The 13,429-nt window shown below is 63.4% G+C and carries 3 protein-coding genes (1 of these 3 running past the window's edge); all 3 read left to right on the forward strand.

The window, feature by feature from the left end; translation table 11 throughout:
• Positions 1-8,983: the 3' portion of a non-ribosomal peptide synthase/polyketide synthase gene (locus AC1MEK_RS13100; protein WP_480396705.1), read on the forward strand. It extends 7,184 nt beyond the left edge of the window; the window shows 8,983 of its 16,167 coding nt (coding positions 7,185-16,167); its start codon lies off the left edge, out of view; it ends in the stop codon at positions 8,981-8,983.
• On the forward strand, positions 8,976-10,382 hold the full coding sequence (locus tag AC1MEK_RS13105; protein WP_480396706.1) for a diaminobutyrate--2-oxoglutarate transaminase: 1,407 nt from the start codon (positions 8,976-8,978) through the stop codon (positions 10,380-10,382). Before AC1MEK_RS13100 ends, AC1MEK_RS13105 begins: the two co-directional genes overlap by 8 nt.
• Positions 10,383-10,563: 181 nt before the next feature.
• Positions 10,564-12,765, forward strand: a complete 2,202-nt coding sequence (locus AC1MEK_RS13110) for a TonB-dependent siderophore receptor (RefSeq protein ID WP_480396707.1) — start codon at positions 10,564-10,566, stop codon at positions 12,763-12,765.
• Positions 12,766-13,429: the final 664 nt, after the last annotated feature.

Below are 13,429 nucleotides of genomic sequence, written 5' to 3' on the forward strand. Positions count from 1 at the left end.
CGAAGGACTGCTGGAATACCTGGGCCGCATCGACCATCAGATCAAGATTCGCGGTTTCCGTATCGAGGCCGGTGAAATCGAGGCGGCACTCAAAGGCTGCGAGGGCGTACGCGAAGCCCTGGTGATCGTGCGTGACGGCGCGAATGGCAAACAACTGCTCGGCTATGTCGGCGGCAAGGATCTGTCCGAAGAGCCGATCAAGCAGCAGCTGAAAGTGACGCTGCCCGAGTACATGGTCCCGGCGCACATCATCTGCCTGGAACGCCTGCCGCAGCTGCCCAATGGCAAGCTGGACCGCAACGCGCTGCCCGCTCCGCAGGTCGCTTCCAGCGATTATCAGGCGCCGCAAGGTCGCACCGAACAGCAACTGGCGGCCATCTGGCAGCCGCTGCTGGGTATCGAGGCGGTAGGGCGCAACGATCACTTCTTCGAACTGGGCGGCCATTCGCTGCTGGCGATGCAGATGATCTCGCGCCTGCGTCACGAGCACGAACTGAGTGTGCCGCTGCGGCTGTTGTTCGAAGCGCCGCGCCTGGCCGATTTTGCCCTGCGTATCGAACAGCTTGGTCAACAAGAGCAACAGCCGGGCAAGCAGCTGGAGCTGACCGCACGCCATGCCACGCAAGCGGTGCAGTCGTTCTCCCAGCAGCGTCTGTGGTTCCTCGATCAGCTGCAGCCAGGCGGCCACACCTACAACCTGCCGGGTGCAGTGAGCCTGCGCGGCGAGCTGGACGAGGCCGCCTTGCAATCGGCCTTCGATGCATTGAGCGAGCGTCATGAAGTGCTGCGCACGCGCTTCGTCGCCGGCGAAGGCATCCCGCAGCAGAAGATCGAAGCGGCTCACAGTGCGCAGATCGAGCGCCTGAACATCAGCGCCGAAGCCGATCAGGACGCTGCCTTCAATGCGCTGGCCCAGGCCTTCGTCACCCGTGCCTTCAACCTGTCCCAGGCGCCGGTCTGGCGGGTGGCGCTGGTTCGGGTGGCGGCGGACGAACACCGCCTGCTGCTGTGCCTGCACCACATGATCTCCGACGGTTGGTCGGTGCGGGTGCTGTTGCAGGAGTTCAGCGAGCTGTATCGCGCCGCCGTGGAAAAACGCCCGGCGCAACTGCCAGCGCTGCCGGTGCAGTACGCCGACTTCGCTGCCTGGCAGCGCGAGTGGCTGGTCGCAGGCGAGGGCAAGCGTCAGCTCGATTATTGGCGCGAGCAACTGGGTGACGAACACCCGGTGCTGGAGCTGCCGAGCGACCGGCCGCGTCCTGCCCAGCAGAGCTATCAGGGCGACCGCGTGCTGTTCGATTTCGATGCCGATTTCAGCCAGCGCCTGCGCGCTTTTGCCAAGGCCCAGAGCGTCACGCCGTTCATGGCGATCCTCTCGGCCTATCAAGTGCTGCTGCATCGCCTGAGCGGGCAGAACGATCTGCGCGTGGGCGTGCCGATTGCCGGGCGTTCGCGTCTGGAGGTGGAAGGGCTGATCGGCTTCTTTGTCAGCACCCAGGTGGTCCGCGCCCAGGTGTCTGCCGAGCTGACGTTCCGTCAGGTGCTGGAGCAGGCCAATGCCGCCACGCTGGGGGCGCAAGCTCATCAGGACCTGCCGTTCGAGCAACTGGTGGAGGCGTTGCAACCGCAACGCAGCCTCAGTCATAACCCGTTGTTCCAGGTGGCCTACGATCACCAGCAGCGTGCCTTCGAGCAGCTGTCTCTGCCCGGTTTGCAGGCTGAAGTCCTGCCGCTGGACGACGGCAGCAGCCAGTTCGATCTGGCCCTGAACACCCATGAAGATGCCGACGGCGCGTTGGGCGGCTCGTGGAATTACGCCACTGATCTGTTCGATCACGGCAGCATCGAGCGCCTGCATCAGCGCTTCGTGCAACTGTTTGTGCAGTTGCTGGAGCAGCCGGATGCGGCGATTGGTGATTTTGAATTGCTCGACTCGCAGGACCGCGCGCAATTGGCGTTGGTCAATGACACGGCGCGGGACTGGGCGGCAGATGAAGTCGTGGTGCATCGGCATTTCGAGCGTCTGGCGGCGCAGCATCCTGAGCGTGAAGCGCTGCGTTTTGGCGACAAGGCGCTGACGTATCGCGAGCTGGATCAGCGGGCCAACCAGCTCGCGCATTACCTGCGTGAGCAGGGCGTGGACCGTGAGTCGCTGGTGGGTGTGGCGGCGTTGCGTTCTCTGGAAATGGTGATCGCACTCTATGCGGTGGTGAAGGCAGGCGCAGCCTATGTGCCACTGGACCCGGAATACCCGGTCGATCGCCTGCGCTACATGCTGGAAGACGCCGGCATTGGCCTGCTGCTGAGTCACGATGCGGTGATCGCTGATCTGCCGACGGTCGACGGCTTGCAGGTGCTGAATCTGGATCGCCTCGATCTGGCTGGTCAGCCAGTCACGGCGCCCGTGGTGGAAATCCATCCCGAGCAACTGGCCTACATGATCTACACCTCGGGCTCCACCGGTAAGCCGAAAGGCGCGGGTAACACCCATGCCGCGCTGTTCAACCGCCTGGCCTGGATGCAGGACGCGTATCAACTCGATGCCACGGACTCGGTACTGCAGAAAACCCCGTTCAGCTTCGACGTTTCAGTCTGGGAGTTCTTCTGGCCGCTAATGGTCGGTGCACGCTTGGTGGTCGCTCAGCCGGGGGATCATCGCGATCCTGCCTTGCTCTCGGCCCTGATCGAACAGCACCAGATCAGCACCTTGCACTTCGTGCCTTCAATGCTGGCGGCCTTTATGGCGCAGGACGATCTGTCTGGCTGTGCTTCGTTGAAACGCATCGTCTGCTCCGGAGAAGCTTTGCCCGCAGATCTGGCACGGGAAACCCTGCAACGTCTGCCCAACGCCAACCTCTACAACCTCTACGGCCCGACCGAAGCGGCCATCGACGTCACCCACTGGACCTGCAAGATCGAGCCCGGCGCCTCAGTGCCAATCGGTCAACCGATCGCCAACCTGCAGATCCACATCCTCGACAGCCGTCTGAATCCACAGCCGATTGGCGTACCGGGCGAGCTGTACATCGGCGGCGACGGCCTGGCCCGGGGTTACCACCTGCGCCCGGCATTGACCGCGGAGCGGTTCGTCGCCAGCCCGTTCGGCAACGGCGAGCGCCTGTACCGCACCGGTGACCTGGCGCGCTGGCGTGCCGACGGCGCTGTTGAGTACCTGGGGCGTCTCGATCACCAGATAAAACTGCGCGGCCTGCGCGTTGAAATCGGCGAGATCGAATCAGCGCTGCTGGATCATCCGGCGATCAGCGAAGCGGTGGTAGTCGCCCGCCAACTGGCCACCGGTATGCAACTGGTCGGCTATCTGGTGGCTGATGCCTTCGACGAAGAGCAACTGCGCACTCAGCTGAAAAACCGCCTGCCGGACTACATGGTCCCGGCTCATCTGGTGACGCTGGACAAATTCCCGCTGTCGGCCAACGGCAAGCTGGACCGCAAGGCGCTGCCGGAACCGCAGGTGCAACAGCGTGCCTTCGAAGCGCCGCTGGCTGGCGTGGAAAGCGAGCTGGCGGCGCTGTGGCAGGACCTGCTCGGCGTCAAACAGGTCGGCCGTCAGGACAACTTCTTCGAACTGGGCGGGCACTCGCTGCTGGGCATTCAACTGGTGGCGCAGATCCGTCGTGACCTCAAGCTGGAGCTGCCGCTGCGGGCGCTGTTCGACTCGCCGGTGCTGGCTGATCTGGCGGTTTACCTCAATACCCGCGCCGAGCTTGCGGCCGTGCCTGCATTGCTGCCTCGCAGTGAACACGGCCTTGCCCCGCAATCCTTCGCGCAACAGCGCCTGTGGTTCCTCGCGCAACTGGAGCCGGAGAGCGCCGCCTACAACCTGCCATGCGTGCTGAACCTGACCGGCAACTTGCACCTGCAAGCGCTGCAACAGAGCTTCGATGCCCTGGCTGCTCGCCACGAAAGCCTGCGCACATGGTTCCGTCCCGGCGAAAGCGGTGTGCCGTTGCAAGGCATTCTGCCGGTTGCCAGCGTGAACATCGCCCGCCATGACCTGCGCGACAGGGCCAATGTGGATGACGCGTTCGCCGAATTGGCCCACGCCTTCATGAACCAGCCGTTCGATCTGGACGCCGAACGCGCGCCTTGGCGCGTGGCGCTGGTTCGGATCGCCGAGGATCAGTGGCGCCTGCTGCTGTGCATGCACCACATCATCTCCGATGGCTGGTCGGTGCAGGTCATGCTCGAAGACTTCGCCCGGCTGTATCGCGGCTTTGCCGAAGGCCACGCCGCGCAGCTGCCCGCCCTGAGCGTGCAGTACGCCGACTACGCGGTCTGGCAGCGTGAGGTGCTCAGTGGTCGCGAGCGCGAGCGCCAGTTGAACTGGTGGCGCGAGGCGCTGGGCGACGAGCATCCTGTGCTGGAATTGCCGGCGGACCGCTCACGACCTGCCGAACGCGATGGCAAGGGCGGGCGTCACGCCTTCGTGCTGCCGCAGGCACTTGCAGACAAACTGCGCAACACGGCTCAGGCACAGAACGCAACCTTGTTCATGCTGTTCCTGGCCTCGTTCGACACGCTGCTGTACCGCCTCAGCGGCCAGCGTGACCTGCGCATCGGCGTGCCGGTGGCGGGGCGTGCGGACGTGCAGACTCAGGGGCTGATCGGCTTCTTCGTCAACACCCTGGTGCTGCGTGCGCAGGTGTCCGGCGACTTGCCGTTCAATCAACTGCTGGCCCAGGTCAAGGACAACCTGCTGGGCGCCCATGCCCATCAAGACCTGCCGTTCGAGCAACTGGTCGAGGCGCTGCAACCGGCGCGCAGCCTGAGCGTCAACCCGCTGTTCCAGGTCAGCTACAACCACCAGCAGCAACCGGACATGGCGCTGTTGCAGTTCGATGGCCTGAACATCGAAGCGCAGCAGTGGGACATCAAGGGCGCGCAGTTCGATCTGGTGCTGGGCACCTTCGAGCATCAGGACGGGCGCATCAGCGGCTACCTCGATTACGCCAGCGACCTGTTCGATGCCTCGACCGTTGCGCGCCTGTTCGAGCAACTGGTGACTGTGCTCGATGCTGTGTGCGAGCAACCGCAGACCGCCATCGGCGACCTGCCGCTGCTCAGCGAAGCTGATCTGGCGGCGCTGGATCAGTGGAACACGCCACCGTTTTCGCCCTATGTGCAGCGCCCGATCCACGAGCTGATCGCCGACCATGCACGCCTGCGTCCCGAGGCCATCGCACTGGTTCACGGCGAACAGCGCCTGACCTTCGCCGACCTCGACCGTCGCGCCAACCAGCTTGCCCATGCCCTGCGTGCTCGCGGTATTGGCACCGAGGTGCGCGTGGCGATTGCCATGGAACGTGGAGTCGATTTGTGGCTGTCGTTCCTCGCGGTGTTGAAAGCCGGTGGCGCGTACATTCCACTCGATCCGGATTATCCGACCGAGCGCCTGCGCTACATGCTCGAAGACGGCGGCGTGAAGCTGCTGATCTCCCACGACGCTGCGCTGGGCCGCGTGCCGGTGGGCGACGTGCCGCTGCTCAACCTGGATCAGCTGGACGTTTCTGGCGAGCCGGTCACTGCGCCAGACGTTGTGATTCATCCGCAGCAACTGGCCTACCTGATCTACACCTCGGGTTCGACCGGCAAGCCGAAAGGCGCGGCCATCGCTCACGGCGATATCTCGATGCACATCCAGACCATCGGCGAGCGCTACCGCTTCACGCCCGATGACCGGAAATTCCACTTCCTGTCGATCAGCTTCGATGGCGCCCACGAAGGCTGGATGATGCCGCTGTGTTACGGCGCGCGCGTGGTGCTGCGCGATCAGGAACTGTGGAGCGTCGAGCAGACCTACGACACGCTGATCCGCGAAGGCATCACCGTGGCGTCGTTCCCGCCGAGCTATCTGCGTCAGCTCTCGGATTGGGCCGGTCTGCAAGGCAAGGGCCCGGGCGTTAAGACCTACTGCTTCGCCGGTGAAGCCTTCAGCCGCGAAATGCTGCACGACGTGATCCGCAACCTGCGGCCGCTGTGGATCATCAACGGCTACGGCCCGACCGAAACCGTGGTCACCCCGACGCTGTGGTTGGCCTCGTCGGAAACCGCCGACTTCACTACGGCCTACGCGCCGATCGGTGACCTGGTGGGCGACCGCCAGGGCTACGTGATGGACGCGGATTTGAACCCGCTGCCGCAAGGCATCGCCGGTGAGCTGTACCTGGGTGGCGCCGTGGCGCGGGGGTATCTGGACCGTCCGGGCGCGACTGCCGAACGCTTCCTGCCGCACCCGTTCCGGGCTGGCGAGCGTATCTATCGCAGCGGCGACCGCGTGCGCCTGAACAGCGAAGGCTTGCTGGAATACTTGGGCCGCATCGATCACCAGATCAAGATTCGCGGCTTCCGTATCGAGGCCGGTGAAATCGAAGCGGCGCTCAAAGGTTGCGAAGGCGTGCGTGAAGCCTTGGTGATCGTGCGTGATGGAGCGAACGGCAAACGCCTGCTCGGCTACGTTGGCGGCGAAAACCAGAGCGAAGACAACCTCAAACAGCAGCTGGGCAGCACCTTGCCGGAGTACATGGTGCCGCACCACATCGTCTGCATGGAGCGCCTGCCGCAGTTGCCCAACGGCAAGCTGGACCGCAACGCGCTGCCTGATCCGCAGCTCGACAGTCAAAGCTTCGAAGCGCCACAAGGTGAGCGCGAAGAGCAACTGGCGCGGGTCTGGCAGCAGTTGCTTGGCGTGGACAGCGTCAGCCGCCGCGACAGCTTCTTCGAGCTGGGCGGCGACTCGATCCAGTCGCTGGCGGTGATCACCCGCCTGCGTCAGGTCGGCTTGAAACTGGCGCCCAAGGACGTGTTCAGCCACCCACGGCTGAAAGATCTGGCGCTGCGCCTGTCTGCGGTTGAAGCGACCGGTGAGGTGCTGGTCGATGAAACGCCGAGCGGCGAGCTGCCGCTGACGCCGATCCAGGCGCATTTCTTCGAGCAGCCGATGGCCAATCGTGCGCACTTCAACCAGGCGTTGCTGCTCGACGTGCAGCGTCCGGTCGAGGCGCCGTTGCTGGCTCGCGCTTTGGAAGCCGTGCTGCGTCAGCATGACGGGCTCAATCTGAACTTCCGCCAGTGGCAAGACGGTGCCTGGCAACAGGCGTACGGCCAGACCTCTGCCACTGACAGCCTGTGGGCGCTTGATGTGGCCGATGACAGTGCGTTGACCGATGTGTGCGAGCTCGCCCAGCGCAGCCTGGACCTGCAGAACGGCCCGCTGTTACGCGTGGTGTTGGCGCGGATGCCTGATGCGCGCCAGCGCTTGTTGATCGTTGCCCATCACCTGGTGGTGGACGGGGTGTCGTGGCGCGTGCTGCTCGAAGACCTGGCCCGTGCCTATGCGCAGCTGGCGTCGGACAGCGCTGTGAATCTGGGGACTAAATCCAGCAGCTACCAGCGCTGGGCGCAGCAGTTGCACCTGGCGGCGCAGACCCCTGAGCGCGAGGCTGAGGCTGCTGTGTGGCTGGAGCAGATCGGACAGGATGCAGGCACCTGGCCGGTGGATAACGCCGCAGGGCGCGCCACCCAAGAAGATCTGGACCAATGCGAATTGCTGTTGGACAGCGACCTGACCCGTCGCCTGTTGCGCGAGGCACCGGCCGCTCTGGATGCGCGCACCGATGAGATTCTGCTCGCGGTGCTGGCGCAGGCCCTGTCGCACTGGACCGGCCAGCGGGACAACCTCGTCGCGCTGGAAGGCCATGGCCGTGAAGGTCTGTTTGAAACGCTGGACGTGGCCCGCACCGTGGGTTGGTTCACCAGCCTGTTCCCGGTGCGGGTGATGGCGGCGACCGACATCCGCGACAGCGTGGAACAGACTCGTCGTCTGTTGCGGGGCATACCTGACAAAGGTGTGGGCTTCGGCCTGCTGCGCTATCTGGGTCGGGCGTCGATTCGTCAACAATTGGCAGCGCTGCCCGAACCCAAGGTGGTGTTCAACTACCTGGGGCAGTTCGATCAGGACCTGGGCGATGGCCGTTTCGCGCCGTCGAAGGTCTCTCTTGGCGCCTTGATCGACCCGGCCACGGCGCTCAATCGCGAACTGGAAATGAACGGCCAGGTGTACGCCGGGCAGTTGGGCCTGACTTTCCGTTTCAGCGGCCAGCGCTATGCGCGCCAGACCATCGAGCGCCTGCAAGCGGCCTATCGCAAGGCACTGGTGGAACTGCTGGATGGCTTGCCGCACGTGGAAAAAGCCGTCGCTGCAGTGAAGCCGGCCAACAGCAATGGCGCGCCGAACCCGCTGATCCGCCTGACCAGCGGCGCCAGCGATAAGCCGCCGGTGTTCTGCGTGCATCCGGTCAGCGGCACGGTGGTGGGCTACTACGCCCTGGCCCGCACGCTGGCGGCGCAGTGGGACGTATGGGGCATCCAGAACCGCCAGGTGCTGGACGGCAACTGGCGCGATTCGTCCATCGAGCAGATGGCCCGCGACTACGTCAAGGCGCTGCTCGAGCAGCAACCGGGCGGCACCTATCGCCTGATCGGCTGGTCGATGGGCGGCACCCTGGTGCTGGAGATGGCTCGCCTGCTGACCCGCCTGGGCAAGCGCGTGGAGTTCGTCGGCCTGATCGACGGCTACGTGCCGGGCGCCGGGCAACCGCGTCCACCGGTGCCTGAAACCCGCTCGACGGACGGCGACGCACAAACCGAAGGCGACGAGCACTGGCAACAGTTGCTGGGTGTCGAGCGGCACATGCGCACGCTGGCCAATCAATGCCGGGAAATCCGTGCCCAAAGCGTGCCCGTGTACGCCTGGTGGGCCGAGCGTTCCCCGGAAAACAACGAAAACGCACCGGCTCTTCTGGAGCAGGGCATGGGTGTGCGGATGCAGGCTTCGGCCTGGATCGACGCCGACCACCTTTCGATCGTCCGTGATCAGCAGTTCATCAGCCAACTTGCCGAGGCCCTCGCGCAAGTCAACGAACGCCCTCAGGCGCAGGATTTCCAGGAGCAGGAATATGCATAGCCAACACAATGTGACGCCGATCAACGCTGAAAGTGGCCCGGATGCAGCGCTGATCAATGCCGACTACCAGTTCGCGCCGACCCCGCGTCTTGAGCGTCAGGCGGCGGTGGAGTCCAACGCACGCAGCTACCCGCGGCGCATTCCGCTGGAGCTCAAGCGCGCCCAGGGCATTCACGTGCAGGACAGTGAAGGCCGCTGGTTCATCGATTGCCTGGCCGGCGCCGGCACGCTGGCGTTGGGGCACAACCATCCGGAAGTGGTGCAAGCGATGCGCGCCACCCTCGACGGACAGCGCCCGCTGCACACCCTGGACCTGATGACCGAGGCCAAGGACGAGTTCATCAACGAGCTGTTTGCCCTGTTGCCTGAGGAGTTTGCCAAGGATGCGCGCATCCAGTTCTGCGGCCCGGCAGGCACCGATGCGGTGGAAGCGGCGTTGAAACTGGTGCGCACCGCCACCGGCCGCAGCAACCTGATGGCGTTTCACGGTGCCTATCACGGGATGACTCAGGGCGCGTTGGGGCTGATGGGCAATCTGGGCCCGAAAGGCTATCTGGATGGCCTGGCGTCCAGCGCGCAGTTCCTGCCGTTCCCGTACGACTACCGTTGCCCGTTCGGCGTCGGTGGCGAGGCGGGCGAGCGCATCGGCCTGCATTACATCGAAAACCAGCTGACTGACCCGGAAAGCGGCGTGCTCAAACCGGCAGGGATGATTCTGGAGACCCTGCAAGGGGAGGGTGGCGTGGTCCCGGCCTCGGCCCACTGGCTGCGCGAAGTGCGGCGCATCACCCGTGACGCCGGCGTGCCGATGATCCTCGACGAAATCCAGTGTGGCGTGGCCCGCACCGGTAAGCCGTTCGCCTTCCAGCACGCGGGCATCGTCCCGGATGTGCTGGTGCTGTCCAAAGCCATCGGCGGCAGCCAGCCGATGGCGGTGGTGGTCTACAACAAGTCGCTGGATGTCTGGAAACCGGGCTCCCACGCCGGGACTTTCCGCGGCAACCAGCTGGCGATGGTCGCCGGTTCCACCACGCTGCGCATCGTCCGCGAACAGCAACTGGACCAGCACGCCGCCGCCATGGGCGAGCGCCTGGCCGGGCACCTGCGCGCGCTGCAAAAGGACTACCCGCAGATGGGCGACGTGCGCGGCCTGGGCCTGATGCTGGGCGTGGAAATGGTCAACCTCGATGGCCGTGCCGACACGCTTGGCCGCTTCCCACAGCACGGCGAACTGGCCTCGAAGATCCAGCGTGAATGCCTCAAGCGCGGCCTGATCATCGAGGTGGGTGGCCGTCATTCCAGCGTCATTCGCTTCCTGCCGCCACTGATCGTCACCGCCGCGCAGATCGATCAGATCGGCGAAATCTTCGGCGCCGCCGTGGCCGCCGCTGTCCGCTAAATCCCGCCCGAATGTATCAGCGATGTGTCAGCCCGCAGGGCTTGGGATGGCATTTCGCTGGTACACGTAATACTAATGGTAATGAGAATAATTCTTTGCTACATTTTCACGCTTTTTTGACAAACGTCGTCAAAATTTCGGGGCTTGGGGCCCGCGTTATTTAAAGGGAGGGGGAGTAAGGATGGGCAGCTACAACAACAAACAATTCAAGGTGAAAGCCTTGGCGGCGCTGGTTGCGGCGGTCGCCTGCCATGGCGCGGCATGGGCCGAGGATGCCCCGGCCAAGCCGGCAAAAGGCTCCACCATTCAACTGCAGAACTCGCTCGTTTCCGGGGAAGCCATCGTTGAGGAAAATCCCACCGGCTACCAGGCAAAAAACAGTACCGCAGGCACCAAGACCAGCACGCCACTGTCGGAAACGCCGCGCTCTGTATCGGTTGTGACACGTCAGCGCATGCAGGATCAGGCGTCGCAAACCCTGACCGATGTGCTGGGTTATGTGCCGGGTATCTTCGCGCCACCGTTCGCCGTCGGTGACGGCCTGGCGGGCGACCTGTTCTCCATTCGCGGCTTCAACGCCACCGACTACGGCTACGGCCTGCTCAAGGACGGCCTGCGGGTGCAGGGCAACCGTTACGACACCACCACCGAGCCGTATGGCCTTGAGCGCACCGAGGTGTTCCGCGGCCCAAGCTCGATCCTCTACGGCGAAAACGCCCCGGGCGGCCTGGTCAACCTGGTCAGCAAGCGTCCGACCGAAACCGCGCAAGGTGAAGCGAAGTTCAGTTACGGCAGCAACAACCGCCGCCAGCTGGGCCTGGACGTGTCTGGTCCTTTGACCGATGACAACCGCATTCTGGGCCGTATCGTCATGCTGGGCCGCAACGCCGACACCCAGGTCGATACGGTGCCGGATGATCGTCTGTACATCGCGCCGTCGATGACCTTCAACTTCGACGAAGACACCGCGCTGACCCTGCTGTCGTCCTATCAACGTGACCGTACCAAGCTGCTGCTGGGCTACCCGGCGGCCGGTACGCTGCTGAACAACGTCAACGGCAAGATCGGCAAGAGCCAGTTCAACGGCAACCCGAACTGGGACGACTTCGAGCGTGAAGCCTGGACCCTGGGTTACGAGTTCAGCCACCAGTTGAACGAAAACTGGCAGTTCCGCCAGAACTCGCGCTACATGGAATCGCGGATTGATCGTCACGAGACTTGGCCTGGCAATCTGAACAATGGCGGGTTTGGCAGCACCATCCAAGGTTATCAATCCTACGATCGTGACAACAAATCCATTGCTTATTCAGTGGATAACCAGTTTGAAGGGCACTTCACCAACGGCGCGCTTGAAAACACCTTGTTGCTCGGTGCCAGCTATGATCGTACCTCGTTCAATCAGGATTGGGCCGTAGGGTTAGGAGGGCCTTTTAACGTCTTCAACCCAGTGTTCCCGGCGGGTAATCCGCGTATGCAGGCGACGGTTCAGAACTCCCAACTCGATCAGCAGATGTACGGCCTCTACAGCCAGTTGCAGAGCAAGTACGACAACTGGATCTTCCTGCTGGGCGGTCGTCAGGACTTCGTGAACAGCAAATACCGCAACCGCGCCGGTACCACCAGCGGCCTGGCGGACCTGGACGGCTGGGATCATCGCTTCAGCTGGCAGACTGGCCTGATGTACCAGTTCGAAAACGGTGTCTCGCCTTACGTCAGCTACTCGACGGCCTTCACGCCGGTGCAGCAGTCTTCGCAGCCCAATGGCGAACTGCTCGACCCGATCCTGAGCCATCAGTATGAAGCGGGTGTGAAGATCGAACCGGCGGGTTGGAATACGACCTTCAGCGCGGCCGTCTATCAGTTGACCAAGACCCATGACGTGGTGGCCGGCAGCAACGGCTTCAGCCGTCAGGTGGGTGAGAGCGAGTCCAAGGGGATCGAGCTGGAAGCCAACAGCGACATCACCAAGAACCTCAGCGTGACTGCTTCTTACACCTACACCGACGCGCGCGTGACCAAGGATGCGCCGGGTTCGCTGTTCGAAGATCATCAGCTGACTGGCATCCCGCGTAACCAGGCGTCGGGCTGGGCGACCTATCGTTTCCTCGATGGTCCGTTGAGTGGTCTGCGTCTGGGCGGTGGTATTCGTTATTTCGACAATACCTTCGCGTACACCTCGCCGACGCTGTACGGCAAGCTGACCACGGGCGATGTGACGCTGGTGGACGCATTGGTGGGTTACGACATCGACAAGCACTGGTCGGTGGATGTGAACGCCAAGAACCTGTTCGACAAGGAGTATGTCAGCGGGTGCAACAACGCCGGGCGTTGCTACTGGGGTGAAGAGCGTACGGTCATGGGGACTGTGGCTTTCCGTTGGTAATGATCGTGCGGTGATTTGAGGAGCGGCAGACATGGCTAACGTGTCTGCCGCTTTTTTTTGTGTGCTTATCCGTGATCTCGGGTGATGCGGATATTGTGTGTTCTGGCTAACGCCAGAGCTGTTTCGACTTCGTCGAGTTACTTGGAAAAGACACCCAAGTAACCAAGGTGTCCTGCTCCTGGTTTGGGTCCTCCTTCGTCGGACTTCCTTCATTCCGGTCCCGCTCCGTGGGCCCGGCGCGAAAGGGCCATCCATGGCCCCGCGCCTCGCGCGGCATCCTGCCGCTTGGCCCACTGCGCGAGACCTCCATTCAGCCTGCACCCAAGTCGCGATTTGTGGTGTTTGTGAGATTTGCGCATGAAAATCAAAAGCCAAATCAAAAGCGTGCGGTGAACGCTCTCCCGTAGCAGCCGGGCTTGCCCGCGGGTCGCCCTCAAGATCGCCCCGCCGGCAAGCCGTGCTGCTACGAACGGTGTCGTTCAATCGCTTTTGATCTGCCTTTGATTTTGATCTTCATACGCGATAGCCCAGACGACACCAATCGCGACTTGGGTGCAGGCCGAACGGAGGTCTCGTGGAGTGGGTCGAGCCGCATGGATGCGGCGAGAGGCGCGTGGGCCATGGATGGCCCATTCGCGCCGGGCCCACGGAGCGGGACCGGAGA

This window comes from Pseudomonas sp. 2 (genome assembly GCF_056627435.1).

Bases quoted from the DNA above. Each gene is read 5' to 3' on its own strand.
- AC1MEK_RS13105 (WP_480396706.1), top strand. From the start codon at position 8,976: ATGCATAGCCAACACAATGTGACGCCGATCAACGCTGAAAGTGGCCCG.
- AC1MEK_RS13110 (WP_480396707.1), top strand. From the start codon at position 10,564: ATGGGCAGCTACAACAACAAACAATTCAAGGTGAAAGCCTTGGCGGCG.